Source organism: Chitinophaga sedimenti, assembly GCF_023156195.1.
GTDB lineage: Bacteria > Bacteroidota > Bacteroidia > Chitinophagales > Chitinophagaceae > Chitinophaga > Chitinophaga sedimenti.
Genome location: NZ_JAKUKA010000001.1, coordinates 1,931,374 through 1,955,553, shown reverse-complemented (window position 1 = coordinate 1,955,553; position 24,180 = coordinate 1,931,374). Strand labels below are relative to the sequence as shown.

Genomic DNA, 24,180 nt, shown 5'->3' with positions numbered 1-24,180 from the left:
TTTAGCCGTTGGTGTAATTTTTTTAACCTTCGGGAGCAGAACGGTTTACATTTGGCAGGTAAGGAAATCACACGTCGCTAATGAAGAAACAACTTTCACGTCTTGCATTATTGTCTTTACTCGCCACCACGTCGGTAAAGGCCCAGTACACAAAATATGTCAACACGTTTGTAGGCACTGCACCACTGACCGATCCCAAGATCCTTGGTTATGAATTACCCGACGGATGGCGCTCCTGGGCGGGACTGACCTTTCCCGGCAGTTCGTTGCCCAATGCCATGGTGCAATTGAGCCCGATGACCGAATACGGTTCCGGCGCCGGGTATGAATATGAAGATGACATCATTTACGGTTTTACCCATACGAATAAAGGACATTGGAACCTCTGTAACATCCCGTTGCTGCCGGTTTCCAATAAGGGAGAAAAGTTTGGTTCCCACTTTTCACATGAGCGCGAAAGTGCATCGCCCGGGTATTACCAGGTGTTCCTGGATGATTACCAGGTAGACGTTAAACTCACGTCTACCTTGCGTTGCGGGTACCATCAATATACTTACAAAAACAAAAACGACCGCCAGATCCTGTTCGACCTGGCCCGCGCCAACAACCGTGTATCCAACTGGCAGATTGAACAGGTGGGAACGAATGTGCTGCAAGGGTTTCAGCAGACAGGAGAGCGAATCTACTTTTATGCGGAGCTGAATACGCCCGTGAATAAACTGGACATCCACGAAGCGGGCCAGCGTAGCGGTTATGCACTGGCGGTGCTGCCGGAAGGCACTGGTACCGTGGAAGTAAAGATCGGTTTGTCTTTCGTCAGCGTTGCGAACGCAAAGGAAAACCTTGGCAAAGAGATCGGTAAAAAATCCTTCGCAGCGGTGCGTTCGGCAGCTAACCAGGAATGGGAGAAGCTGTTGTCGCGCATCCAGGTAACGGGCGGAACAGAGAAACAGAAAGGCATGTTTTATTCCTGCCTCTATCGCTCTTTCCTGTGGCCGGCTTTGCGCAGTGATGTAAACGGGGAATATACCGATGCCAAACGGCAGGTACAGAAAGCAGATTTCAATTATTATACAGAGCCTTCGTTATGGGATACTTACCGTAACAAAGACGTGCTGCTTGGCCTGGTATCGCCGCAGGTGGCGCTGGACGTCATTAAATCCATGAAAGATGTGGGGGATAAAACAGGTTTTATTCCTACCTTCTTCCATGGTGATCACGGCGCGTCGTCCATCGTGGGCGCATACCTGCGCGGCATCGATCAGTTTGATGTGAAAGCAACTTACCAGTTGTTACTGCGTAATGCAAACATCCCGGGTGCAAGACCGCATATCAAAGAATATATCGAAAAAGGATTTATATCCGATCCGGATGTAAAGAACCCGCATGTGGAAACCAAGGCGGCTGCAGGTGTTTCGAAAACGCTGGAGTATGCGTATGATGATTATTCACTGGCGCAGCTGGCTAAAAAATTAGGTGATACCGCGAACTACCGTATCCTGATGGCGCGTTCGCAGCATTATAAAAACATGTTTGATCCTTCCACCCGCTTTATGCGCGGACGCCTGGAAAACGGCGACTGGATCACGCCATTTAATCCGCAGTACCCTTATTACGAGTACATGTACCGGGAGGCGAACGCCTGGCAGGTATCGTTCTACGCCCCGCACGATCCTAAGGGACTGGTGGCGTTGTACGGTGGCGCTAAAGGTTTTGAGTCCAAGCTCGACTCCCTGTTCACAGTACCCTGGAACCCGAAACATATTGCCCGTAACGTAGAAACGATGATCGGTCAATATTGCCACGGTAACCAGCCCGATCACGAGGCGCCGTTCTCTTATTACTTCATCGATAAACCGGAGAAGTCGCAGCAAATCATCGATACGATCCTGAACACGCTTTACGGCATCGGTGATCCTGGTATCGCGCTGTGCGGTATGGATGATGCAGGGGAGATGTCTGCCTGGTACGTCTTGTGTGCAGCGGGTTTGTATACCTATTCTGCTACCGACCCGGAGTACCTGGTAACCGTACCCTTGTTCGATGAAGTGAAATGGAAAACCAACAGCGGCAAGCTGATCACCATCCGTAAACCCGGTAAGGGCCGTAATCTGACCGGTATCAAAGTGAACGGCGCGCCGTTGAAAGGATATTTCGTATCGCACGATTTATTTAAAAACGGCGGTACGATCGATATTTCGACGAAGTAAATTTAGTTATATAAAAGAAAGAGGGTCTGTAGTATGCAGGTCCTCTTTCTTTTTTGGGAGGGTAGTAGAGTGAATCGTCCTGAAAAAGTTGACGGTTAAAATATCATCCCAGTTGCTTTTTGCGGCTGGGATATTTTTTTGATGTACACTATCAGGCGTTCGATAGTTTAAAGATAGATGTGGTCTTTTGCTGTTGTATATAGCAATTGACTCATGCACCATTTTTACAGTATTGGAGCTGTTTACTCTTAGTTCATCAAGTAAAAACTCCTCCTTTATCGTTCTATTCATCCTTTCGGCGAGCGCATTCTCGTAAGGATCGCCGTTTTCGGTCATACTCATCTGTATATTATTGGCGAGGGCAATTCTAACGTACTCTTTACTACAATATTGTAATCCTCTGTCCGAATGATGCACCAGTGGATGCTTATAAATACGATTTCCAACCGCCATTTTTAACGCCGTGGCTATGGTGAGCGCCTCCATATTATCACTTATACTGTATCCAACGATCTTACGACTATAAGCATCTGTGATCATGTTCAGGTATAGATTTCCATCAAGTGTTTTCAAATAAGTAATATCTGTTACCCAAAGCTGCTCTGGCTTATTGATAGTCATTGATTTAGTAAGGTTTGGATACTTTCGCAGCCAATGCTTTGAGTTGGTCGTTTGAATATATCTCTTCCGAGGGCGGATCAATAAATGCTCTGCCTTCAAAAATTTAAACAGAACGTCTCGCCCAATTTTAATTGAATCCTTATGCAGCCATGGTTTAATTAAATTATACAGCTTACGTGTGCCCAATCTGGGCATACCAGCCCTGGTTTTCATCACCATCTCCCTAACCTGGCGTAGCTCCTGATATCTGTGAGCCCGATCAGTTTTGTGCTTGTAGTAGGCTTGTCGGCTGTATCCCAGCAGCTTACATACGCCATTTACCCCTAAGAGCGGGGCTTGGGCTTGCTGGACTGTTCGGGCATATACTTTTTTCGGATATCCGTTTTCAGCATATCGTTGGCTATATCAATAGCGGTATTAAGTACATGAACTTTTTCTTTCTCCCTGGCTAAAAGGGCTTCTAGTTCTTTAATACGTTGTTCAGGCGTCTTTTGTGTAGACATAGTTGGAAGTTCTTTCCAATCTAAGTTACTATGTTTTTTAAACCAATTTGCTATCGTACAATGTCCCTGAATCCCATACTTTCGATCAGCCTGGTCAAAATTGAGCTCTCCTCGTTCTATTTCACCAACTACCTGTAATTTAAAGGCTAAGCTATAACTCTTCTGCGTTCGCTTAAATCTAGTGAAATCATTGTTTCCCATAATAAGTTCGTTTTAAGTGTCAACTTATTTCAGGACGGAGCAGAGGCAAAGAAAGGGCCGGCCATCACGTGGCCAGCCCTTTGCGTATCGTGCAATGCGATCGTTTATTTTTCAGGCACCGGGACACCTTTTACGAAGTTAGTTCCGCTCAGGTATTTTGCTGCGGCTTCTTTTACAGAAGCAGGGGTTACTTGTTCAAGGCGGTCGTTGAACGTTAACACGCTCAGCGGATCGTCGCCATTGCGATATTTACCGGCGATATAACCCAGCCAGTAGTTGTTTTCGCGCAGGCTTACTTCCATGCTACGTTTGCTTTCCGCTTTAAATTTCTCTACATCTGTAGCCGTTGCGCCGTTCTTTTTCAACAGCGCTACTTCGTCCAGCGCAGCCGCCACCAGCTTGTCTACGTTAGCGGTAGCACAGTTAAAGGAGATGGTGAGCGAGTAGTAAGGAGTAGGCAGTTTGGAAGAAGAAACGCCTACGTTTGGCGTATACACACCGCTTTCTTTTTCGCGCAAACGCTCTAGTACTTTGAATTCCAGGATGTCGCTCAAGGCGGTGAGCTGCAGGTTGTTTTCTACAGAGTAATCGAAGGTACCGTGGAACACCAGTTGCACAGAGGCTTTGTCTTCAATACCTTTCTTTACTATCTTTTCCACTTTGCCGGACAGAGGACGAACGCCACGGTCTACGTACTGCTCGTTCCTGCCGGTGGCCGGTAATCCACCAAGGTAAGTGGCCAGCAGCGGTTTAATTTGTTCGATATCGAAGTTGCCAACCAGTACAAAGGTTTCGCCGCTTGCATCCGCAAAACGGTCTTTGTAGAAGGCCAGGGATTTGTCCAGCGATACTTTATCGATATCAGCCGCAGTCGGTGCTTTTTCACGCGCAGCGTACGAAGTGAATACTGCATTCATCGTGTCTTTATAAGCTGCTTCGGGACTAACGCCTTTGCTTTGCAGCATTACGCGGTAGTCGTCCATGTTCTTTTGAAAGAAGCGGCGTCTTTACGCGGGTTGGTCGAGTATGCGTACACCAGTTGCAGGGCTGTTTCGGGTCTTTCGGCGACGTGCTGCCGCTAAAGCCCTGGTGCAGTTCGCCGATGTAAGGAGAAATATTCGCCGTAGAACCCGCCAGCAGTTTGCCCAGCTGGGTATTGTCGAATTCGCCGATACCGTCGTCACCGATGCTGCCTGCATAGCCGATCGCCTCTACATCCTGGTCGTTTGCCAGGGAGGTACCGCCGGCAGCGAAGGAGTTGATGAGTATCTGGTCATTTTTGAAGGTAGTAGGTTTCAGCAATACGGTTACGCCATTGGATAATTTCAATTTCGTTACACCGATGCCGGCGATTTTTTCTTCGCTCACTACTTTACCGGCTACGGGTTGTTTTTCCAGCAGTGGTTTGTTTACGGTATTGTCTACATAAGCTGTTACGCCTTTACCGGAGTTTTTGATCACGTCCAGTACCTGCGCTTCTGTAGGCATTTTATCCTTGTCTTTTTCCGGCGCCTGTAGCAGGATCGCGATGTTTTCCTGTTTCAGCATTTTTTTAGCCGCTGCATTTACGTCTGCCAAAGTGATGGAAGACAGTAGCTTTTTATTCAGCTCATAACGGTAGTCGGCCGAAGCGATGGGGGAACCGTAGATGAAGTTTTTACGTAAGCCTGAACATAAGAGCTGGAAGGTGCTTTGTCCTTTTCGCGGTAAGACTTTTCATTACCTGCCTCCATGTTCTTTTTCATCACGTCCAGTTCGGAAGCGGTGAAGCCGAATTGCGCCATTCTTTCCACTTCTACCATCATGCCTTTCAGTGCAGTAAGGAGGTCTTCGGGGCCCTTAGAAACAGCGAGAATGCTGGTGGCATCTACGTCCGGGAACATACCACCCTGGTAAGGGCCGTAGCTGAACTGACCTTCCAGGAACGGTGCGGTGCCTTTTTGTTTCAGTTCGTTGATGCGAACCGCCAGCATATTGTTTACCATGTTGTTTATCATGCTTTCGCGGGCATCCGTCACTGTTTTGGTGATGTGGCCTTTATGGCGCATCATTACGTTGGCTACATGGTAAGGAAATTCCACGTCGGTTACCAGCTTGAACAGCGGCGTTTTATTTTCGGGCAGGCTGTAAGTCAGGGCCGGTTTAGGATTGGCCGGGTTCTTCAGTGGACCGAAGTTCTCTTTGATCATCTTTTCTACTGCTGCCGGATCGAAATCGCCTACCGCCATCACGGCCTGAGGTTCGGGCGATACCAGTCCCTGTAGAAATTGCGCATTTCTTCTTTTTTGAAGTGCTGGATCACGTCCAGCTGGCCGATGGGCAAACGGTCGGCATGGCGGGAGCCTTTCAGCAACACGGGCAGTACCTCTTTCTGCATGCGGGATTGCGCATTTTTACCACGGGCGCGTTCTTCTTCTACGATCACACCTCTTTCCGCGTCAATTTCAGCGTCTTCCATGCTTACATAACCGGCCCAGTTGGCAAGGATCTTAAACCCATTGTGGAACAGGGCCGCGCTGTCGGTAGGGATCGGGAGCTGGTAAACGGTCTGGTCGAAGCTGGTGTACGCGTTCAGGTCGGCGCCGAACTTTACACCGGCTTTCTGCAGGTAGTTGATCAGTTCATTTTTCGGGAAGTCTTTGGTGCCGTTGAAGGACATGTGCTCTGCAAAGTGCGCCAGACCTTGTTGTGCGTCGGTTTCCATGAGAGAACCCGCTTTAACCACCATGTACAGGACAGCGCGGTCTTTAGGCTCGGCGTTTTTGCGGATGTAGTAAGTGAGACCGTTAGACAGTTTACCAATTTTAACAGAAGGGTCTACGGGGATTACCTCACTGCCGGCAATGGGGGCCTTCTTCTGCTGTGCCCCGGCAATTGGCTGGAAGCTGGCGCCTGCGATGAGGGCCAGTACGAGAATTTTTTTACTCATAAGAGTAGAATGGTTTGTTTTTGATTTTGTAACCGATGTTTTCCCGCCTCGCGCACGAAACGGCCGCTAAATATAACATTAATCACATTAGCAGAAAAGGGGCAGGCGGATAAACGGCCGTATTCCGCGATCTGGAAGGATTTTTGACCGGGGAAGTGGCATGGAAGAACGATTTTGGTCAGGGACGAGCAACATAGTTCTGCCCGTACCCAATAAGCAGGCATTTCCGCCCGAATACCGCGATAAGTCGCGGCTCACCTATTATGCGTCGCTGTTTAACAGCCCGGAGGTGAACGCCTCGTTTTATAAATTGCCGCAGCCCGCCACGGTGAAGCGCTGGGCAGCATCTGTGCCCGATGATTTCCGCTTTACCTTCAAGCTGTGGAAGGAAATTACCCATGTAAAGGAGCTGGCTTACCAGCCAACGGATCTCGAAAAGTTTCTGTCGGTGGTGGATCCGGCAGGGCATAAGCTCGGTTGCATGCTGGTGCAGTTCCCCCGTCGGTAACGGTAGATGCATACGGGCAGCTGGAGGCGCTGTTGCAGGAGATAGGCGGGGGTATAAGGTAGCGCTGGAGTTCAGGCACCCATCCTGGTACATGGCGGAAACATACGAGTTGGCGGATGAATATGGATGCAGTGTCGTATTGCATGATATCCCGAAATCCCGCAACAGCACCGTGAACAAGGGGGCGAAGTTCGTATACCTGCGCTTCCATGGGCCGGTAGGGGATTACCGGGGCGGCTATACGAAGGAGCATTTGGCTGAACAGGCGGTACGGATTCGCGGGTGGATGGCGGAGGGGCGGGAGGTGTATGCCTATTTTAACAATACGATGGGGGATGCGGTGAAGGATCTTCAGACGTTGAACGCGTTGGTGCGTGCTAAGTAGTGGCCCGCACATTACAGGGCACGGGCCATTACCTCACATCCATTATCGCAGAAAATCCTTTATCAACGCAGCCACCAACGACGGCACCGGACTATCCTTCCGCTCCGCCATGATTTCACCCAGATAGTCTCCGTGACCAGCCGGTAAAATCGCCATTTGCGCCTTCGGCAGTGTGCGAAACAGCCGTACCGCATGTTCCGGCGATACTACGTCCTGGTCGCCCGTCATTACCAGCGTTGGGGCTGCAATGCCTTTAATCGCCTCGTCCGGTATGTCTTTGAACCCGATCATCCTGGCTTTATCACGCTCAAACATGGTTTGCAGGGCCTTCTTATCCGGATTGATGGCCAGGAAAGCGCCCTGTAACGGTTTGGGCATCATATCGAGCGTGGCGTGTACCATGCCGTCGAAAAAGCCGGGAGGCATGCCGTCGCGGCGGTAATTGGCAGAGGCGATCACCAGTTTGTTGACCAGTTGCGGGTGCCGGATGCCCACCTGCAGGCAGGTAGTGCCGCCGTTACTGAAGCCCGGAAATTCGCTTTGGAAATATGCAGTTGTTGCAGCAGGGCTGCCACATCATCCGCATCCTGCTCAAAACTCAGGGGGCGGTCTATATCCGCGGTATGCCCATGAGCCTGCATCTCAAGGGCAATGACCTTGTATTGCCGGGCCAGTTCCGGAATAATATGGCCGAAGCTGGTGCCGATCGTAGATCCGCCACCATGTACGAGCACCAGCGGATAGCCGTCGCCGTAGGTTTCGTAGTAAAGTTTCAGCCCGTTTACCTGGGCGTATTGTCCCTGCTGTGCTTGCATAAGAAAGGGTATTAGTAGTAGTTTTATCAAGATAAAGAATCCGCGGCGCATGTTTTCTATTTTTGTCCGCATAAAGATAATAATCGCCGGGTAGCGTTATGGGGGCCGATTCCGGCATTTTGCGGGTGATTTGCGCCGCTGGATAAGTATAAGGATATTTGGCTTGCACAGTTACCGGCGGGGGCATATTTTGCGAACGGAAACCATTTAACCCACATTACTATGCGCATCAACTACGGATTAACCTTGCTTATTGCAACGGCCACGATGGCCTCCTGTAAAAAAGAGGAACCTAAAAGGTACAATTGAGTACGTATTCGGCCTCATCCTTTGCAGGCGAACAATTTGCGATCGACATTACGGAGGCCGGTGACGGGCCGTTTTCTGCCGAAGTGGAAAACATCGGCATCGTACCATCGCTTACAGTCCAAAACAAAAAGGTCGTATTTACCACCCAGCAGATGGGGCACACCAACATTCATGTATACGCACCTGGCCGCAGCAAGGCAACTATAAAGGTGAATGCACGGATGTTCGAAGGTGTTTGGCGCCGTACTCCCGGCATGAGCGCGATACCGCCCGAAGTGTACGTGGAGTCTGCCGATGCTGATTTCTCCACCAGCCTGAAAGCAGAACTGATGACCGCTGCCCCGGAGCCCGTTGGCAAAGTGCAGCTTATAGAGTTTTCGGCGGGAATGGGCTTTTTCAGGGAAGTGCACGATAATTTGTCTTTCCGTACAGGTAGGTACACGTACGATAACCTGAAATTGACCATGAAGTATGACACCGACGGTCACGAAGACGTTTTCCAGCTGGAAAGGCCGATCAATGATAAAACCGGGTCCATGGCTTTTATACAAGACCTGACAGAAAAGTACAAAGCATTGCATCCGGATAAAAGTGTTACACGGGTACTGGTGATTAAGTTTATGCGGCTAATGACCTTCCCGGGATAACGGTATAAAAAGGGCTTCACCAACGCGAAGCCCTTTTCCTTTTCTTATTCTCCGGTATTTTTCATCATCGTATACAACGTGTAAGCATTCGCTGTTACCACGTTCGTATTCGCCGGCAGCGGGGTCAGTATTTCCGTTGCCCCGTTCAGTGAGTTGCCGGTTTGCACCTCCATGATCTTGTAGGTGCGCGGCTTTTGCTCCAGGAAGATGTAATAATGGTCCTGCGCTTTTACTACGGCATCGTCCGGCAGACTGTAACCCTGCTGGTTGGCCAGCACGATCTGTGCTGCTACAAAAGCCCCTGGCAGCAGCCCTTTTACGGGTTTGTCGAAATGGCAATGGACTTCCACGGCGCGACTTTCATTCAGGTCCGGCGTCACCAGTTCGATAGTAGCGGGGAGCGGGTCGCTATGACCCGTTACGGTACAAAGCACCTGCTGGCCCTTCTTCAGTGCCGCCGCGTCATTCTCAAACACCGTGAGGCTCACGTGCACTTTCGAAGGATCTACCATCTCGAACAGTTCGTCGGTAGGCGCTACGTATTTGCCCGGATTCACGTTTACCTTACTGATATACCCCGACATCGGCGCGTAGATATTCACCGTGCGGGTAATGTTGTTCTCGTTTAATTTCTCCGGTTGAAGTCCCAGCAGGCGCAGTTTTTCGGCCAGTGCGCGGTCGGTTACGCGCGCACTTTCGAAATCGGCTTTCGCTTGTTGAAACGTACGTTGGCTGTTCGATTGTGTTTTGCTCAGTTCCTGTTGACGATTGTAATCGGCCTCCGGTAAGTGAGTTTGCTTTTGTTCAGCAGGTAATCCTGTTGCAACTGTATAAAAGAGGCATCCTCCATGGTGGCCAGCAGTGCGCCCTTGCTCACCTGCATGCCCGGCACCAGGTTGTTGGTTTTAATATAACCGCCCAGGGGGAAGCTGATCGTTTGGCGGTTTTCGGTATGGGCTTCAATAGTACCGTTTACTTTTAATACGCGGTTTACGGACTTGGCATCCACCGGTCCGGTAGTGATTTCCGCGTTTTTAAATTGCGCATCGTTCAGGCTGATAATATCAGCTGCTACCACGGCCTGTGTACTGTCTGCCGCCCCGGGCGAGGTTTTGCTGCCGCAGGCGCTGAACACGATTAAAGTTAAAGCCGCTTTTATAATTCTTGTGTACATGATCTTGAGTTGTTTTAATTAGCGGATAACGCCATTAATGCTTTCTATGTCAAAAATTGATTCGTTGTATTGTTCCACCACATCATAGAACTGACTTTTGATGTCGATGGCCTGGTTCACCAGCAGTACCCAGTTCAGGTAGCTGATATCGCCGCTTTGCAGGCGGTTGTTCGCCGTTACAATGATGGCCGCTGCGTTTGGCAGCATAGTATTGTTATAATCGGCCAGCAGCTGACGGTTGTAGTTGTACCGTTGTTGCGCCGCCAACAGGTCCGCCCGTAAACGGGACTGCAAGGCATCCAGCTCTACCTGGCGCTGTTGCACCTGCACACCGGATGCTTTGATCCGTGCCCGCTGTGCATGCTGGAAAACAGGGATGCCCACACCGATCATGCCCGACTGGAAACGGTCGCTGCGCGAAAACAGTTTGTCGGTCCCATTCGGCAGGGTTTGATAACCGGAGAAGGATGCATTGGCGTAACCGAGCGAAAAAGACGGCATCAGCCGGCTCCTTTCCAGTTGTACATGGGCCTCGCTTTGCGATAGCAGGGCCGATTGCACCTGTAATGCCGGTGTTTCGGCCGGGAGACTGTCGGTCGCCATAGCAGCAGGGTAGAGGAGGCTGTCTGCTACAGGCCGCAGTATTTCCGGTGCATTGGTCAGGTATTGCAGGCGGCGCTGGAAAATGGCCGCATCGCGTTGCAGCATTTTCAGCTGGGCCTGTATTTGCAGGCGCTGATTTTGTGCCGTGCTTTTTTCCAGCAGGTCGCTTTCGCCGAGGCGTAAACGATTCTCCGCTTTTTGTACAAATATTTCGTACAGGCTGTCGGCCTGCTTTAACGCGATTTCACGTTGTTGCAGTACTACCAGTGCATAAAACACGCGTTTAATTTCTGCCTGTACTTCCACTGTAGCCTGTTTGGTTTGTCCCCGGCTGATATCGAGCGACAGCTCATTCACTTTCCGCTGGCGTTTATAAACCGTTGGAAACTGGATGCTCTGGCCGATCGTGAAACGATTGTCGATGAACGCGCTGTTCAATTTGCCATGTTCGTACGTGGCGGTTGTGTTATCCAGCTCAAAAGAAGAGCGCACCAGTGCCTTATAGTAATGTTCGTTCAACGCAGCTGCCTTGAGTTGCTGGTTCTGCGCATTGCCCATCTTCAGCGCCTCCGTGATCGTAACAGGTGTTTGGGCTTTCGCGAGCCCGGCCACGGATAAAAGGAACGCCAGGGCTGCCAGTTTTTTGACCGGGCGGAAATATTTTAATCCTCTTTCAAAAAGGATATAAAGAATTGGTAACACAAATAAAGTAAGCATGGTTGAAACGATAAGTCCGCCAATCACCACGGTGGCCAGCGGTTTTTGTACTGCGCCACCCGCACCGGTGCTGATCGCCATGGGAATGAAGCCGAGCGAGGGTACGAGGGCTGTCATCAATACCGCGCGAAGCTTGGATTTGGTGGCATGTATAACGATGCGCTTTTCGTCGGTCCAGCCCAGCTTGCGTAAGCGGTTAAACTCCGATACCAGCAGGATGCCGTTCAATACGGCCACACCGAATAACGCGATAAATCCTACGCCGGCGGATATACTAAATGGCATGTCGCGTACCCACAGGGCCACGATGCCGCCGATAGCCGAAAGTGGAATGGCGGTGTAGATGAGCAATCCTTGTTTTACCGAGTTGAAGGCAAAGTATAATAAGAGGAAAATCATCAGCAGGGCCACCGGTACTACAATGCTCAGCCGTTCTTTCGCAGCATTCATGTTCTCGAAAGAGCCGCCGTAAACAAGGTTGTAGCCGGGAGGCAGTTTCAGTTGCTGCGCTACTTTTGCCTGCAGCTCCGTTACGATTGTTTGCACATCGCGTCCGCTGACGTTAAACCCGATCACGATACGGCGACGGGTATTCTCGCGTTGTACCTGGTTTACGCCTTCTTCCTCCCGGATATCGGCGAATAAAGACACCGGCACCTGTTCGCCGTTGGGGGTTGGTATCAGCATATTACGCACATCGTCTACGCTTTTGCGGCTGTCGTTAGCCACACGCACCACGAGATCGAAGCGCCGCTCGCCTTCAAACACTTGTCCCGCGCTTTGGCCGGCGAAAGCCGTGTTGATCACGCGGTTCACTTCCTCCACGTTCATACCGTAACGCGCCATGGCATCGCGGTTGTAACGTATCACCACCTGCGGCATGCCGGTTACGGTTTCTTCATATATGTTGATGGCGCCCGGCACAGTTTTGATGACGTCTGTCAGCCGGTGCGCGTAAACTGCCAGTGAGTCCGGTCGTCACCAAAGATCTTACACACCACGTCCTGGCGGGCGCCGGTCATCAGTTCATTGAAACGCATCTGCACCGGGAACTGGAAGCCCACGGTGATGCCTGGAACGGCTTGCAATTCCTCCGTCATTTTCTCCGATAGTTCGGGGAATGATTTTGCGGAAGTCCATTCTTTCTTGGGCTTCAGGATTACCATCATATCACCCGCCTCGAAAGGCATAGGATCGGTGGGGATTTCGGCGCTGCCTATTTTCGTGACCACCTTTTCTACCTCCGGAAATTTCTCCAGCAGGATTTTAGAGGCCTGTTGGGTATACTTAATCGTGTTATTCAGGTTGCTCCCCGTGAGCAGCCTCGTTTCCACGGCAAAGTCACCCTCTTCGATCTGCGGGATGAACTCACCGCCCATGCCCATCAGCAGTAATACGGCTACCACAAAGAGGCCTATGGTAGCGCTAATGACACTAAGCGGGTAAAACATTACGCGGCGCAATAGTGGCTGGTAGCGGCGTTCGAGCCAGATGGTCATCTTATCGGCCAGTGTAGGTTTGTGATTCAGTTTTTTGTTGAGGAACAGGGCATTCATCATCGGCACGTACGTGATGGAAAGTATGAACGCCCCGAGTATTGCAAACGCAATGGTATAGGCCATCGGTTTGAACATTTTGCCTTCAATGCCCTGCAGCGAAAGGATCGGCAGGTACACGATGAGGATGATGATCTGGCTGAACACGGCCGAGTTAATCGTGTGTCCCGTTGCCTGCATTACCTCTTCGTCCATTTGTGCACCGCTGATCCTGTCTGCCGACCGGAACTTTTTAGCATGGGAGAAACGATGCAGTACCGCTTCCACGACGATGACGGAGCCGTCTACGATCAGTCCGAAGTCGATCGCACCAAGGCTCATCAAGTTACCGCCTACACCAAACATATTCATCAGGATGATGGCAAACAGCATGGAGAGCGGGATCACCGACGATACGATCAGGCCGGCGCGAACGTTCCCAAGGAAAAATACCAGTACGAACACCACGATCAGCGCGCCTTCAATGAGATTGTTCTTCACGGTTTCGATGGCATTGTTTACCATCTTGGTACGGTCGAGGAAAGGTTCTATGACGACGCCTTTCGGTAGGGATTTTTGAATTTCGGCAACCTTGTCCTTCACGCGTTTTACCACGACGGAGGAGTTTTCGCCTTTCAGCATGAGTACCACCGCACCGGCTACTTCACCATCTGCGTTATAGGTCATGGCGCCGTAACGGATGGCAGCGCCGTAACGTACATCGGCTACGTCGCGGACCAGTAATGGCAGCCCGTTCGAAGTGTTTTTGACAACGATTTTGCCAATGTCTTCCAGGCTGGTGGTCAACCCTTCACTTCGTATATACAAAACCGTAGGCCCTTTTTCAATGTAGGCGCCACCGGTGTTCTGGTTGTTTTTCTCCAGCGCGTTAAATATTTCGCCGATGGTGATGCCGTAAGCCTTCAGCTGTTCGGGCTTCACAGCGATTTCATATTGCTTCAGTTTGCCGCCGAAGCTGGATACTTCCGCCACGCCGGGTGTGCCCATTAACTGGCGACGTACGATCCAGTCCTGGATAGTACGCAGTTCCATGGCATCGTATTTCCCCTCGTAGCCCTTTTCGGGGCGTACAACGTATTGATAAATTTCACCGAGGCCCGTGGACACCGGCGCCATTTCGGGCGCCCCGATGCCTTCGGGAATATCGCGCGTTACCTGTTGCAGGCGTTCGGCTACTTGTTGCCGCGCCCAGTACAGGTCCGTTTCGTCTTCAAAAACGATCGTTACCAGCGACAATCCGAAGCGGGAGAAACTGCGGATCTGTTTGAGGCCGGGAATGTTGCTGCAGCTTTGTTCTACAGGAAAGGTGATGAGTCGTTCAACGTCCGGCGCGCCCAGGGAGGGCGACACGGTGAGTACCTGCACCTGGTTGTCGGTAATGTCCGGCACCGCGTCGATCGGGAGCCGGGTAACTTCAAAAGCGCCCCAGATGGCCAGGGGCAATCACAAATAAGCCTACAATGAGTTTATTGCGGACGGAGAAGCTGATAATCTTATTCAGCATACGCAATTAAAAATTTAACGGTGAGCAGGCGGCATTACGCCGGTGCATCCCTATCAACATAAAATAAAAAAATAACAGCGGCGGAAGTGCCGGTGCAGCCTGTGTTTGAACAGGTGTAATTAGGCCAAAGCTTTTTTGGGAGGGTGGAAGAGTGATTCGAGCTGAGCGTCCGGGTGAAATACTTTGTATACGCCGTACAGCCTGACTACAGGTGGAATGGCCGGCCCGGGCAGTTGAATATCTGCCGGGGTAAGCTGCGCCTGGTGTACGCTTAAAATGGAATCGTGTTTGAAGGGAAGGGTGCGGTCTTGTTCATCATCGTTATCGTTCAGGTCATCACCCCAATAATGCATGGCAAGGAAGTCCGTAAAGCTGATCCCTGCGTCGCGTTGCTGGTGATCCCGGAAGTGCCGGATCAGCGCCGGTATGCGGAATAACTCGACGAACGGCTCACTGCTGAACAGCAATGTAAACATCAATATATGTGCGAACAATTTTGCCACCGGTGCAAAGATAGCCAAAACGGGCATTAAAGCGGGCATTTATTGATGAGAGGTGGCGGTCGTAATTTTAGTTATGTTTGTACAACTGCTTAAATTCCATGTATATGAAACCACCGCTGCTACTGCTGCACGGCGCTGTTGGCGCATCTGCGCAGCTGAAGCCCCTGGCGCAACAACTGAATGTTAAGTTTGATGTGCATACGCTTGATTTTCCCGGCCACGGCGGCACACCATTCCCCGAAATACCTTTCTCTATCGCACTTTTCGCGGATGCAGTACGTGATTACATCCGCACTAAAGGACTCGGACACCCGGCCATTTTCGGTTACAGTATGGGCGGCTATGTAGCCATGTACCTCGCCCGGCACTTCCCGGCCATGGTGGGAAACGTTATTACCCTCGGCGCTAAGTTTCACTGGGACCCCGATGTGGCCGCACGTGAGCTTAAAATGCTGGACCCTGTTGTGATTGAAACGAAGGTTCCTGCCTTTGCTGCATCCCTGGCACAATTACACGCACCGAACGATTGGAAAGAAGTGCTGAAACGCACCCGCTTTATGCTGGAAGAAATGGGGCGGCACAATCCGTTGCAGCCGGGGGATTATGCGGATGTGAAGTCACCGTCGCTACTGATGTTAGGCGACCGCGATAAAATGGCAGGGATGGAAGAAACGGTGAACGTTTATAAACACCTCCCGGTTGCCCAGTTCGCAGTGTTGCCCGGTACACCGCATCCGATAGAGCAGGCGCCTTATGATTTAATCAGCACCCTGATCGTCCGCTTTTGTACTGCTATGGAAGGCCGTGAATGATGCTGAATTCAAATAAAAATTTGTATCTGATTGTTTATGAGTTGGTTATCTTTTGTGTCTAAACTAACGAGTTACCAGATCCTAAGACGATCCTAACAGGATGGTAACTAAAACCTAACTGAATCACCAGTAAATCAGCCAAAGTTAGTTACAGTTAGTTACGATCCTGTTAGGATCGTCTTACTGTCGTTGAAGGATGCGTAAAGGCAGTTCACCACCCGGATGACCCGTCGCCACCAACGGCTGAACCCGTCGCCACCAATTGGTAGATTTTTGGGCAGCAGTGTTGCCTTATTTTTGTGCCGTAGCCACCGCTGCCCGCCCGGCGGCTCTGCCAGAGAAGATGCAACCGCCGAGGAAAGTGCCCTCCAGCGCCCGGTAACCGTGCATGCCGCCGCCACCGAAGCCGGCAGCTTCTCCGGCCGCATAAAGACCACCAATGGGTTGTCCGGAGGTATTAAGCACCGGCTGTTGAGGTCTGTAGACAGTCCGCCCAGTGATTTGCGGGTAAGAATGTGCAGCTTTACCGCGATCAACGGACTTTCTTCCAGGATAGGATGTATGGGCGCGGTGCGGATTAGACGGTCGCCCAGGTATTGCCGGGCATTGCGGATCGCCATCAGTTGAGGGTCTTTGCAGAATTTGTTTTGTAATTGCGCATCGCGGGCTTGCAGTTGCTGGGAGATATGCGCCAGGCTTAGTGAGGGGGCATCAGCAATGCGGTTCATGCCGTCCACGATTTCGGACAGGCTGTTGGCGACGATAAAGTCCGCTCCTTTAGCTTTGAAAGCTTCTACGGGACCAGTAGCTTCTTTGCCGAAGGCGCGTTTTACCACCTGCCGCCAGTCTTTATTGGTCAGGTCCGGGTTTTGTTCCGATCCCGAAAGGGCAAATTCTTTCTTGATTATTTTCTGGTTGAGGATGAACCACGAATGATCATAGCCTGTTTTCATCAGGTATTCGAGTGTCCCTAAGGTGTCGAAGCCCGGGAACAGCGGGGCAGGCAGGCGTTGACCGGTGGCGTCGAGCCAGAAGGAGGAGGGGCCGGGGAGTATGCGGATGCCGTGCCGTTGCCAGACGGGCGCCCAGTTGCGAATGCCTTCCGTGTAATGCCACATGCGATCTGGATTGATGATACGGGCGCCGGCGTTTTGTGTGATGCCCAACATACGGCCATCCACGTGTTGCGGTACGCCGCTGAGCATTTGCCGTGGTGGCACGCCGAGCCTCGATGGCCAGTTTTTTCTTACCAGGTCGTGATTACCACCGATGCCGCCTGAAGTAACAATTACCTGCCTGGCTTCAAAACTGAAATCCCCCGTTACCGCAGCTGCTTCATGTGCGCCCCGTTCTGCGTGTGTATCCCCAAGTATCACGCCTTTTACATGCGTTACTGCGCCATCTACTACGACCAGGTCTTCCACGCGATGCCGGAACCGGAGGTCTGCCAAACCTTTATTTACGGCGTCTTTTACCATAGCGGCAAAAGGCTCCACCACGCCGGGCCCCGTTCCCCAGGTAACGTGAAACCTCGGTACCGAGTTGCCATGACCGATTGCACCATATCCACCGCGTTCTGCCCACCCCACCACGGGAAAAAAACGCAGCCCGCGCGCCCGCAACCATTCGTACTTTTCGGTCGCTGCAAAAGTGACGTACGCCTCGGCCCACTTGCGGGGCCAGTGATCTTCCGGCCGGTCGAACGACGCAGTGCCCATCCAGTCGAGCATGGCTAAGTCCAGACTGTCTTTGATACCCATACGGCGTTGCAGGGGGAATTGACGAGGAAAAGTCCGCCGAACGACCAGAAGGCCTGTCCGCCCAGGTTTTGCGGTCCTTCCTGGTCTAATATCGTTACACGTTTGCCCGCGGCAATCAATTCACAGGCGGCTACCAGTCCCGACAGGCCTGCGCCGATAATGATGGTGGTGGAGGGTTGCGACATCGTGGAAAGATTATTGGGAATCAGTCTTTCTAAATATAAAGAGAAAAACGCAATGTGTCGGATTGCACCGCATGATTGTCACATTCACCCCCTGTTTGCCATTAACGGGCGTCGTAAGTTTGTAACACAAAACACCACCGATATGAATAACGTTGTATATCCATGCCTCACCATTAAAGGCAAAATTGATGAAGCTGCCGATTTTTATCTCGATGCATTCGGCGATGGTGTCGTTGCATCTTCTTCACCGATCGTGAAATTACTACACCTGAGCGGCCAGGCATTCATGTTGCTGAACGATGGTCCAGCTACGGTCCCCAATCCAGCTATATCTTTTATGGTAACGAGCCGCACACCTGAAGAAACAGACCGTTACTGGTCAAAGCTGTCGGAGGGCGGCTCGGTGATGATGGCGCTCGACGCTTATCCATGGAGTGCGAAATACGGCTGGTTGCAGGATAAATACGGGGTGAGCTGGCAATTGATGACGGCCAGGGAAAGTGAGGTACCACAGAAGTTTTGTCCCACCTTTATGTTTACCGGTCCGCATGTGGGGCAGGCGAAAGCCGCGATAGATTTTTACACCCAACTGTTCCCACAGTCCGGGATAAATGGTATTCTTCATTACGCGGAAGGGGAAGGAGACAAAACGGAATACATAAAGCATGCGCAGTTCAGCATCAAGCAATATTTGATGATGGCGATGGACAGCACTGGTCCGCATAATTTCAATTTTGTGGATGCGGTATCCATCGTAATGGAGTGTGAAGACCAGGCGGAGATCGACCGCTACTGGAGCGAATTAACAGCTAACGGTGGTTTTGAAGTGGCTTGCGGCTGGCTGGTAGACCGGTTTGGTGTGAGCTGGCAAATTATTCCGCGGGCGTTGCACGAGTGGTTACGCGATCCGGAAAGAGCGCAGCGCATGATGCAGCGGCTCTTTAAAATGAAAAAACTGATCATTGCGGAATTAGCAAGCGCATAAAGTAAGAAAGGCGGCCACAGACGGGCCGCCTTTCTATCAACATAAAAAAATTAAGCGCCTTTAACCATCTCGATCATGGTGGCCAGCTCGGTAGCAGCGGATTCATCGCCTCCCGCACCGGAGAAGCCCACTACATTAAAGCGGATATTACCCTTTCCGTCGATGATGAACTTAGTCGGGATGCCTGTCACCTCAAACGCTGATACAGCAGGGTTCTTCTGGCTTTTCTCGTCTTTGGTATCCATATACAGGTCGAAAGAATATTTGTTTTGTGCCGGGTAGTCGGCAGCGTCTTTCTGCGGCGTTTCGGTGCCACGCTCCCAGGTGTGTACGAACAGGAACTTTACGTTCGGGTCGTTCTTGTACTTATTCACTGCCAGCTGCATGGCCGGGAATGATTTTTTACAAGGTCCGCACCAGGTTGCCCAGAAATCGATAACGATGGTTTTACCTTTGAAGTCGGCCAGCGATACAGTTTTGCCGGTGATATCCTTTACTTCGAATGCAGGCGCCGTTTTGCTGATTAACTTTTTAGCCACTTCCTCCTTCATATTATCGAGGAATTTTGCGTCCAGCGCCGCTATTTTCGCGTCACCGTCGCTTACTTTGGTTTTCTTATAAGATGTGCGCAGCTGGGTCCTTACCACGTCGTTGGCACGACCGGTTTCCACGAGCTTCTCCAGCACGGGAACCGCGTCTGCATAACGGCCTTTTTGCGCGAGTAATACCGCATAGTTTTTCTCCAGTTCCGGATCTTTACGGTTCAATTTCGTATAGGCCTGCTCGGCATATGTTAACGCCTGGTCATTTTTCTTTCCTTTCACAAGGATTTCGCTGTACAGGCTCAGCAGGCTATAGTATGACTGGGTAGTTGCAGTATCTTTCAGCGCGTCGATGTGCTTTTTCACGAACTTATCGGCGGCGGCATTATCAACATTCATCATGGAGCGCCCGAGGATGCTCACGTAGTTGATCGTCTTCACATATTCGAGGTAAGGTGTCGCTGCTTCCAGGTTTTTTTCTGAATCTGTCCGTCGGCCAACATGGCGGCTACCATATCCACATTCGATTTTGGGAATTTAGCGCGCAACTCGTTGTACATCGACAGCTGTTTCGCCACGTCGGTTTCTTTTGTTACAGCTTCCTGCGCTTTCTGGAAAGCGAAGCTGCCGGCCGGGAATCTTTCCGCAGATACCTGTGCGATGGAGTCGCGTTGTGCATTGGATTTTGTCGAGTAGTAGTAGAGGTAGAGCAGGCGTAAATCGTCTTCCGACCCTTTGCCCAGTGCCTGAATTTTTGCTGCAGCGCCGCCGGGTCTTTTTCTTTTTGTAGTGCTTCCAGCTGTGCAGCCATGGGGTTTTGCTGTGCAAAGGAGGCGAAGGCAATTCCCATCATGGGCAGTACCAGTAATCTTTTCATGGTTGATTTTTTGGTACTGCTATATTAAATTTTTTCAGGTAGATGTGAAAGCTGCTTTTAAAAAACAACACCTTAGCAGGGATGCCCGGTCACAATCATGGATATCCGGAGCAGTCTTTCAGACCGATGGAGTAGCTTACTTTTTGTTTCGGCGGCAAAAAGCATGCTGTGCGACGGGCTTTACACTGCGGATGCCGGTGATGTCATAAAGCGGGCAAATACCACGGAGGCCGCTCAGCAATAAAGACGGGCCCAGCAGGAGCAGGGCAAAGTCCGATAAGTGAAAGCTGGGGTGAAAAAGATATACCGCGATCAGTCCAAGTGCTGCAGTAATCCGGATACCCCGGTCGATGTTGCTGAGATTGTTTTTCATGTGGGTGGATTTAATGATACGAAGGTAGCGGGCTGGTTGGGCGCTTTAAATGATGGCCGTCAGCGGAAAAACTGATTGTGTTTACTTATAGATGGCAATCAGGTGTGTACGGATCGAGTCCGGCGTTGGACTTTGTTGGCCATTGGTGAGCAAAGTAATCGCACTGGACGGCATCGCGGGCATATGGCAATCGATGCAGTTTTGCTGGAGCGTAGCAGCCGGAACGTTTTTGAGCGTACAGAAATCCGGGCTGCCGGCTGCGTGGCACGACATGCAGCGTTGCGAGAATACCTGCATATTATCCCTTTCGTTGGTGTGTGTATTGTGACAGGAACCGCAGGTCATCTGCTGGCTGCCGCTGAAACACTTGCTGGCACTGAGTAGCTGGTATTGGTTGCCGTGTACGTCCATGCTTTTGGCGGGGAAGGGGGCGGTAGGCATGAGGAAGTCGGCCAGGGCATCTCCGGGTTTAAACCTGAAAGCCGGTTGCAGCATGGGTTTAAGGCCGGAGTGGCAAAGCGCGCACATGTCCAGTTGCTGCTGTCTGCTTAACCCGCGCACCTTTTGTATGGCATGTGCTTCTTTTTCTGTTGGATGTTTGGTGTGATAGTCTACATGCTCAGCTGCCGGACCATGGCAACGCTGGCAGTCGATCCCCGCTATCAATTTGTTTTGTTCAAATGTTTCTTTCAATTCGAGCCCCGGGCTTTTACGTCTTTAATACCTACCATGGAACTATGGCAGCCGAAGCAGGTGCTGGGTATGATGCGATCGAACTTCGGGTGGTCTGCCGGGAAGCCCGGACTATTGGCCCAGCTATTGGCTGGTACGAACCAGGATATGGGTAATTGGAAGTATTGCCCGTCTTTCCAATATAAAGAAGTCTGCGCCTTTCTGCCTGAACCGATCACGATATCGAAGGCCTGTTCCTGGAGTGGCTGGCCGTTCGCAAAAGCGGCCTGCACCAGCTTCCCGCCTTTTTCTTCCATGCGTACGGTGGCGCCGGAGCCGAAATGGAACTCGTTGCCGGGCGCTGTGAACGGGCCTTTTACCGTAGCGGAAGTGGCAAGGGCAGAAGTGTGCGCATGGGCAGTATTCGCGTAACTATTATATATGGCGGCATGACAACCAACACAGGAATTAGCGGCTGCGAAGGTGGTGCCGCGCGGATCGGCAGGCTTTTCGGGCCGGCTGATACACTGCGACAGCAGGATGAGTGATGCAATGATACTGGCGGTGACGCTGAGTTGGCGTTTGTTCATGAAGGTGGAATATCACTAAATATACTTAAAATAGATATCTATTTAATCCTTACATTTGTTTAATTGTAGTACAAAACGATTTAATCAATGGTAAGCAGTATAAAGCCCATTTCATCCAAATCTATGGCCGAACAGGTGGAACAAAGCCTGAGAGAGTATTTCGCAAGAGAAGCCTTTAAGCCCGGAGATCCCCTTCCTACCGAACTGGAACTGGCTGCTGCGCTGGGTGTGAGCCGCAACGTAGTGCGCGAGGCTTTGAGCCGTTTCAAAATGCTTGGCATCATCGAGAGCAAAAGAAGATGGGCATGGTGATTTCCAATCCCGATATCGTCGGCACTTTCGAGAAAGTACTGAACCCCGAAATACTGGATGAGTCTACCCTGCAGGACCTCTTTGAATTGCGGCTGGCGTTGGAAATGGGCCTTTCTGATTTACTGTATATCCATAAAACACCCGAAGATCTTGATGAGCTGGAGGAAATAGCTTCGCAGGAAGTAAAGGGGAACAACTTCCGTATTAATACAGAAATTGCATTTCACGGCAAGTTATATGAAATGACCGGGAACGATACGATGAAGCGCTTCCAGAACCTGCTGCTGCCGATATTCGGTTACGTAATGAAACTGGAAAACAAAAAGTATGTAGCAGGTAAAGTATCGCACCAGGGCCTGGTAAAAATATTACGCAAAGGCACGCCGGAGGCTTTTAGAGAGGGGATGCGCGCGCATTTGCAGCCGCATTTTGACCGGATCAACGCTTTGAAAAAGAAGTAATATCTTATAAAGAGACCGCTGAGAAAGTCCCGGCTTCGGGACTTTTTTATTTTATACCCATGAAATCCTTTACTATGGCGGACTTAACTATTTCATAATCAACGAAACGGTAAAAAATAGCGATCATTGTTTTGTATTCTAAAGAAACATGTCTACATTTATTATGTAGAACATAACTACTAAATAGAACGCTTTATGAATTCCACTGTTCCATCGTTAGGGAATTACGCCCTGCTCGCGGTAGCGCTATTCCTGTTCTCAAACTGTACAAAACCGGCAGCATCGAAAACATTGCTGCCCGATTGAAATAGCTGCAGCCACGGCCGTGGCGCAATCCCATAGTTACCAGAAAATATTTGACGGAGGCAATGCTTCCGGGCAACACTCTTTCCGTATCCCTTCGATCGTAAAAACCAAAAATGGCACGCTCATCGCGATCTGCGAGTGCCGCCGCTGGAACAACAGCGACTGGGGCGATATCAATGTCGTATTCAAGCGCTCTACCGACAATGGCGCCACCTGGTCAGCGATGGGCGAGATCGCCGCTTCGGGCGACGATACCTGGGGTAATCCCACATCGGTATATGATCCCTCGGTGGGTACCAATGGCCGCATCTGGGTATTTATGAACTGGAACGATGGTGCATTAACGGCCATCAGCCAGATAACCGCCTGGGGACAACGGAAAGTGTACTCAAGTTATAGCGACGATAACGGGGCCAGTTGGTCCACCCCGCAAGACCGTACCAGCGCCTTACTTCCCCGGGGTACACCTGGGATGCCGTAGGGCCGGGCATCGGCATTGTGACAGCAAGAGCACATGCAGGGAGGATCATCATTCCCGCCAAAGGCCGTAATATTTACAGCGATGACCACGGTGCCACCTGGATGTATGCTCCTTCCGCCACGGGATCAGACGAAGGCACGATCGTAGAATTAATGGACGGTCGCCTGATGCGTAACGATCGCCCGGTAAGCAGCCAGTGGGAACTATCTAAGCGCAGGAGAGTTTCGATCGGTACGATAGAAGGTGGCTTCCCGGCGTTCAGTTCCGACGAAACGTTGCTGGACCCGAAATGCGAGGCTTCTATTCTCCGCTATAATACCGATGCCCCGCATCGTATTGTGTTCCTCAATTCTGCCAGTACCACTACCCGTGGTAAAATGCGTGTACGTATCAGTTACGACGACGGACAATCCTGGCCCATCAGCCGCCGTATTTTCGACTGGCTTACAGAGGAGCAGGCGCAGGCACAGGGTAAAGGCGGTTACACGAGTATGATTAAAACCGCCGACTATCATGTAGGGGCGCTGATAGAAACGAATGAAGACACCGGTAATAATGAAACCAGCCATAGATCAATAGAGTTCCACAAGTTCAACCTGCCATGGATGCTGAATGGGAGTACTGAACCTTAACTAATGC

The 24,180-nt window shown here is 50.9% G+C and carries 31 protein-coding genes; 10 read left to right on the top strand and 21 right to left on the bottom strand.

Going from position 1 to position 24,180, the window contains the following annotated elements:
- Window positions 1–80 precede the first annotated feature (80 nt).
- A complete protein-coding gene (locus MKQ70_RS11180) occupies window positions 81–2,210 on the top strand; it encodes a GH92 family glycosyl hydrolase (protein ID WP_248070753.1) in 2,130 nt (709 codons plus the stop codon).
- 6 nt (window positions 2,211–2,216) lie between these two features.
- Here MKQ70_RS11180 and MKQ70_RS11175 read toward each other — a convergent pair whose 3' ends face one another.
- The 6 genes from MKQ70_RS11175 to MKQ70_RS11150 form a co-directional block, all read right to left on the bottom strand.
- Window positions 2,217–3,131 carry an IS3 family transposase gene (locus tag MKQ70_RS11175; protein ID WP_248081266.1) on the bottom strand — a complete coding sequence of 305 codons (915 nt, stop codon included), beginning with the start codon at window positions 3,129–3,131 and terminating at the stop codon, window positions 2,217–2,219.
- A 23-nt stretch (window positions 3,132–3,154) separates the two neighbouring features.
- Window positions 3,155–3,535, bottom strand: coding sequence for a hypothetical protein (locus MKQ70_RS11170; RefSeq protein WP_248070026.1), 381 nt, complete (start codon window positions 3,533–3,535; stop codon window positions 3,155–3,157).
- Window positions 3,536–3,639: 104 nt separating this feature from the next.
- Window positions 3,640–4,518 (bottom strand): M16 family metallopeptidase, encoded by an 879-nt coding sequence (locus MKQ70_RS11165; protein WP_248070751.1) that lies wholly within the window; start codon window positions 4,516–4,518, stop codon window positions 3,640–3,642.
- The gene (locus MKQ70_RS11160; protein WP_248070749.1) at window positions 4,478–5,083 is read right to left on the bottom strand and encodes a hypothetical protein; all 606 of its coding nucleotides are present in this window, start codon (window positions 5,081–5,083) and stop codon (window positions 4,478–4,480) included. Before MKQ70_RS11160 ends, MKQ70_RS11165 begins: the two co-directional genes overlap by 41 nt.
- Before the next feature lie 56 nt (window positions 5,084–5,139).
- Window positions 5,140–5,763, bottom strand: a complete 624-nt coding sequence (locus MKQ70_RS11155; protein ID WP_248081263.1) for an insulinase family protein — start codon at window positions 5,761–5,763, stop codon at window positions 5,140–5,142.
- Window positions 5,763–6,464: a M16 family metallopeptidase gene (locus MKQ70_RS11150; RefSeq protein WP_248070747.1), complete on the bottom strand. Its 702-nt coding sequence runs from the start codon at window positions 6,462–6,464 to the stop codon at window positions 5,763–5,765. The genes MKQ70_RS11155 and MKQ70_RS11150 overlap by 1 nt, the downstream gene beginning before the upstream one ends.
- Before the next feature lie 160 nt (window positions 6,465–6,624).
- On the opposite strand from MKQ70_RS11150, the gene MKQ70_RS38240 reads away from it, so the two are divergent.
- Complete coding sequence (locus MKQ70_RS38240; protein ID WP_282456374.1) at window positions 6,625–6,972, top strand: DUF72 domain-containing protein; 348 nt, start codon at window positions 6,625–6,627, stop codon at window positions 6,970–6,972.
- Window positions 6,973–7,063: 91 nt separating this feature from the next.
- Window positions 7,064–7,357: a DUF72 domain-containing protein gene (locus MKQ70_RS38235; RefSeq protein ID WP_282456373.1), complete on the top strand. Its 294-nt coding sequence runs from the start codon at window positions 7,064–7,066 to the stop codon at window positions 7,355–7,357.
- 42 nt (window positions 7,358–7,399) lie between these two features.
- Here MKQ70_RS38235 and MKQ70_RS11140 read toward each other — a convergent pair whose 3' ends face one another.
- Both MKQ70_RS11140 and MKQ70_RS11135 read right to left on the bottom strand, forming a co-directional pair.
- Window positions 7,400–7,852: an alpha/beta fold hydrolase gene (locus tag MKQ70_RS11140; protein ID WP_248070745.1), complete on the bottom strand. Its 453-nt coding sequence runs from the start codon at window positions 7,850–7,852 to the stop codon at window positions 7,400–7,402.
- Window positions 7,813–8,172: an alpha/beta fold hydrolase gene (locus MKQ70_RS11135; protein WP_248070743.1), complete on the bottom strand. Its 360-nt coding sequence runs from the start codon at window positions 8,170–8,172 to the stop codon at window positions 7,813–7,815. The genes MKQ70_RS11140 and MKQ70_RS11135 overlap by 40 nt, the downstream gene beginning before the upstream one ends.
- 305 nt (window positions 8,173–8,477) lie before the next feature.
- Between MKQ70_RS11135 and MKQ70_RS11130 the strand changes: the two genes are divergently transcribed.
- Window positions 8,478–9,128, top strand: a complete 651-nt coding sequence (locus MKQ70_RS11130) for a hypothetical protein (RefSeq protein ID WP_248070741.1) — start codon at window positions 8,478–8,480, stop codon at window positions 9,126–9,128.
- Between the two features lie 44 nt (window positions 9,129–9,172).
- On the opposite strand, the gene MKQ70_RS11125 is transcribed toward MKQ70_RS11130, so the two are convergent.
- The 5 genes from MKQ70_RS11125 to MKQ70_RS11105 all read right to left on the bottom strand — a co-directional run bounded on the left by MKQ70_RS11125 (window position 9,173) and on the right by MKQ70_RS11105 (window position 15,185).
- Window positions 9,173–9,883: an efflux RND transporter periplasmic adaptor subunit gene (locus tag MKQ70_RS11125; RefSeq protein WP_248081259.1), complete on the bottom strand. Its 711-nt coding sequence runs from the start codon at window positions 9,881–9,883 to the stop codon at window positions 9,173–9,175.
- The gene (locus tag MKQ70_RS11120; RefSeq protein WP_248070739.1) at window positions 9,880–10,302 is read right to left on the bottom strand and encodes an efflux RND transporter periplasmic adaptor subunit; all 423 of its coding nucleotides are present in this window, start codon (window positions 10,300–10,302) and stop codon (window positions 9,880–9,882) included. The genes MKQ70_RS11125 and MKQ70_RS11120 overlap by 4 nt, the downstream gene beginning before the upstream one ends.
- 18 nt (window positions 10,303–10,320) lie before the next feature.
- Window positions 10,321–12,546: an efflux RND transporter permease subunit gene (locus tag MKQ70_RS38230; RefSeq protein ID WP_308198995.1), complete on the bottom strand. Its 2,226-nt coding sequence runs from the start codon at window positions 12,544–12,546 to the stop codon at window positions 10,321–10,323.
- A 17-nt stretch (window positions 12,547–12,563) separates the two neighbouring features.
- On the bottom strand, window positions 12,564–14,621 hold the full coding sequence (locus MKQ70_RS38225) for an efflux RND transporter permease subunit (RefSeq protein WP_282456372.1): 2,058 nt from the start codon (window positions 14,619–14,621) through the stop codon (window positions 12,564–12,566).
- A 180-nt stretch (window positions 14,622–14,801) separates the two neighbouring features.
- Window positions 14,802–15,185 carry a hypothetical protein gene (locus MKQ70_RS11105; protein ID WP_248070737.1) on the bottom strand — a complete coding sequence of 128 codons (384 nt, stop codon included), beginning with the start codon at window positions 15,183–15,185 and terminating at the stop codon, window positions 14,802–14,804.
- Window positions 15,186–15,289: 104 nt separating this feature from the next.
- On the opposite strand from MKQ70_RS11105, the gene MKQ70_RS11100 reads away from it, so the two are divergent.
- Complete coding sequence (locus tag MKQ70_RS11100) at window positions 15,290–15,997, top strand: alpha/beta fold hydrolase (protein WP_248070736.1); 708 nt, start codon at window positions 15,290–15,292, stop codon at window positions 15,995–15,997.
- Window positions 15,998–16,155: 158 nt separating this feature from the next.
- On the opposite strand, the gene MKQ70_RS11095 is transcribed toward MKQ70_RS11100, so the two are convergent.
- The gene (locus tag MKQ70_RS11095; protein WP_248070734.1) at window positions 16,156–17,757 is read right to left on the bottom strand and encodes an FAD-binding dehydrogenase; all 1,602 of its coding nucleotides are present in this window, start codon (window positions 17,755–17,757) and stop codon (window positions 16,156–16,158) included.
- A complete protein-coding gene (locus tag MKQ70_RS11090) occupies window positions 17,730–17,942 on the bottom strand; it encodes an FAD-dependent oxidoreductase (protein ID WP_248070732.1) in 213 nt (70 codons plus the stop codon). Before MKQ70_RS11090 ends, MKQ70_RS11095 begins: the two co-directional genes overlap by 28 nt.
- 142 nt (window positions 17,943–18,084) lie before the next feature.
- Between MKQ70_RS11090 and MKQ70_RS11085 the strand changes: the two genes are divergently transcribed.
- Window positions 18,085–18,927, top strand: coding sequence for a VOC family protein (locus MKQ70_RS11085; RefSeq protein WP_248070730.1), 843 nt, complete (start codon window positions 18,085–18,087; stop codon window positions 18,925–18,927).
- Between the two features lie 50 nt (window positions 18,928–18,977).
- Here MKQ70_RS11085 and MKQ70_RS41155 read toward each other — a convergent pair whose 3' ends face one another.
- The 6 genes from MKQ70_RS41155 to MKQ70_RS11055 form a co-directional block, all read right to left on the bottom strand.
- On the bottom strand, window positions 18,978–19,910 hold the full coding sequence (locus MKQ70_RS41155) for a redoxin domain-containing protein (RefSeq protein ID WP_248070729.1): 933 nt from the start codon (window positions 19,908–19,910) through the stop codon (window positions 18,978–18,980).
- On the bottom strand, window positions 19,907–20,047 hold the full coding sequence (locus MKQ70_RS11075; protein WP_248070727.1) for a hypothetical protein: 141 nt from the start codon (window positions 20,045–20,047) through the stop codon (window positions 19,907–19,909). Before MKQ70_RS11075 ends, MKQ70_RS41155 begins: the two co-directional genes overlap by 4 nt.
- 14 nt (window positions 20,048–20,061) lie before the next feature.
- On the bottom strand, window positions 20,062–20,346 hold the full coding sequence (locus MKQ70_RS11070) for a hypothetical protein (protein ID WP_248070725.1): 285 nt from the start codon (window positions 20,344–20,346) through the stop codon (window positions 20,062–20,064).
- Between the two features lie 136 nt (window positions 20,347–20,482).
- Window positions 20,483–20,719 carry a YgaP family membrane protein gene (locus MKQ70_RS11065; protein ID WP_248070723.1) on the bottom strand — a complete coding sequence of 79 codons (237 nt, stop codon included), beginning with the start codon at window positions 20,717–20,719 and terminating at the stop codon, window positions 20,483–20,485.
- Between the two features lie 81 nt (window positions 20,720–20,800).
- Window positions 20,801–21,412: a hypothetical protein gene (locus MKQ70_RS11060; protein ID WP_248070721.1), complete on the bottom strand. Its 612-nt coding sequence runs from the start codon at window positions 21,410–21,412 to the stop codon at window positions 20,801–20,803.
- Window positions 21,409–21,981 carry a multiheme c-type cytochrome gene (locus tag MKQ70_RS11055; protein ID WP_248070719.1) on the bottom strand — a complete coding sequence of 191 codons (573 nt, stop codon included), beginning with the start codon at window positions 21,979–21,981 and terminating at the stop codon, window positions 21,409–21,411. The genes MKQ70_RS11060 and MKQ70_RS11055 overlap by 4 nt, the downstream gene beginning before the upstream one ends.
- 87 nt (window positions 21,982–22,068) lie before the next feature.
- Between MKQ70_RS11055 and MKQ70_RS11050 the strand changes: the two genes are divergently transcribed.
- The 4 genes from MKQ70_RS11050 (at window position 22,069) to MKQ70_RS11035 (ending at window position 24,173) form a co-directional block, all read left to right on the top strand.
- Entirely contained in the window at window positions 22,069–22,293 is a 225-nt protein-coding gene (locus tag MKQ70_RS11050) for a FadR/GntR family transcriptional regulator (protein ID WP_248070717.1), read from the top strand.
- Window positions 22,287–22,754, top strand: a complete 468-nt coding sequence (locus tag MKQ70_RS11045) for a FadR/GntR family transcriptional regulator (protein ID WP_248070715.1) — start codon at window positions 22,287–22,289, stop codon at window positions 22,752–22,754. The genes MKQ70_RS11050 and MKQ70_RS11045 overlap by 7 nt, the downstream gene beginning before the upstream one ends.
- 325 nt (window positions 22,755–23,079) lie before the next feature.
- Window positions 23,080–23,541 (top strand): sialidase family protein, encoded by a 462-nt coding sequence (locus MKQ70_RS11040; RefSeq protein WP_248070713.1) that lies wholly within the window; start codon window positions 23,080–23,082, stop codon window positions 23,539–23,541.
- Window positions 23,478–24,173 carry a sialidase family protein gene (locus MKQ70_RS11035; RefSeq protein ID WP_248070711.1) on the top strand — a complete coding sequence of 232 codons (696 nt, stop codon included), beginning with the start codon at window positions 23,478–23,480 and terminating at the stop codon, window positions 24,171–24,173. Before MKQ70_RS11040 ends, MKQ70_RS11035 begins: the two co-directional genes overlap by 64 nt.
- Window positions 24,174–24,180: the final 7 nt, after the last annotated feature.

Coding starts and splice junctions, on each gene's coding strand:
- MKQ70_RS11180 (WP_248070753.1), top strand. CDS start 81: ATGAAGAAACAACTTTCACGTCTTGCATTATTGTCTTTACTCGCCACC.
- MKQ70_RS11100 (WP_248070736.1), top strand. CDS start 15,290: ATGAAACCACCGCTGCTACTGCTGCACGGCGCTGTTGGCGCATCTGCG.
- MKQ70_RS11150 (WP_248070747.1), bottom strand. CDS start 6,464: ATGAGTAAAAAAATTCTCGTACTGGCCCTCATCGCAGGCGCCAGCTTC.
- MKQ70_RS38240 (WP_282456374.1), top strand. CDS start 6,625: ATGGAAGAACGATTTTGGTCAGGGACGAGCAACATAGTTCTGCCCGTA.
- MKQ70_RS11090 (WP_248070732.1), bottom strand. CDS start 17,942: ATGTCGCAACCCTCCACCACCATCATTATCGGCGCAGGCCTGTCGGGA.
- MKQ70_RS11065 (WP_248070723.1), bottom strand. CDS start 20,719: ATGAAAAACAATCTCAGCAACATCGACCGGGGTATCCGGATTACTGCA.
- MKQ70_RS11085 (WP_248070730.1), top strand. CDS start 18,085: ATGAATAACGTTGTATATCCATGCCTCACCATTAAAGGCAAAATTGAT.
- MKQ70_RS11160 (WP_248070749.1), bottom strand. CDS start 5,083: ATGCTGAAACAGGAAAACATCGCGATCCTGCTACAGGCGCCGGAAAAA.
- MKQ70_RS11045 (WP_248070715.1), top strand. CDS start 22,287: ATGGTGATTTCCAATCCCGATATCGTCGGCACTTTCGAGAAAGTACTG.
- MKQ70_RS11135 (WP_248070743.1), bottom strand. CDS start 8,172: ATGCAAGCACAGCAGGGACAATACGCCCAGGTAAACGGGCTGAAACTT.
- MKQ70_RS11070 (WP_248070725.1), bottom strand. CDS start 20,346: ATGAAAAGATTACTGGTACTGCCCATGATGGGAATTGCCTTCGCCTCC.
- MKQ70_RS11055 (WP_248070719.1), bottom strand. CDS start 21,981: ATGAACAAACGCCAACTCAGCGTCACCGCCAGTATCATTGCATCACTC.
- MKQ70_RS11120 (WP_248070739.1), bottom strand. CDS start 10,302: ATGTACACAAGAATTATAAAAGCGGCTTTAACTTTAATCGTGTTCAGC.
- MKQ70_RS11170 (WP_248070026.1), bottom strand. CDS start 3,535: ATGGGAAACAATGATTTCACTAGATTTAAGCGAACGCAGAAGAGTTAT.
- MKQ70_RS38235 (WP_282456373.1), top strand. CDS start 7,064: ATGGCGGAAACATACGAGTTGGCGGATGAATATGGATGCAGTGTCGTA.
- MKQ70_RS11095 (WP_248070734.1), bottom strand. CDS start 17,757: ATGGGTATCAAAGACAGTCTGGACTTAGCCATGCTCGACTGGATGGGC.
- MKQ70_RS11050 (WP_248070717.1), top strand. CDS start 22,069: ATGGTAAGCAGTATAAAGCCCATTTCATCCAAATCTATGGCCGAACAG.
- MKQ70_RS11165 (WP_248070751.1), bottom strand. CDS start 4,518: ATGGACGACTACCGCGTAATGCTGCAAAGCAAAGGCGTTAGTCCCGAA.
- MKQ70_RS11155 (WP_248081263.1), bottom strand. CDS start 5,763: ATGGCGGTAGGCGATTTCGATCCGGCAGCAGTAGAAAAGATGATCAAA.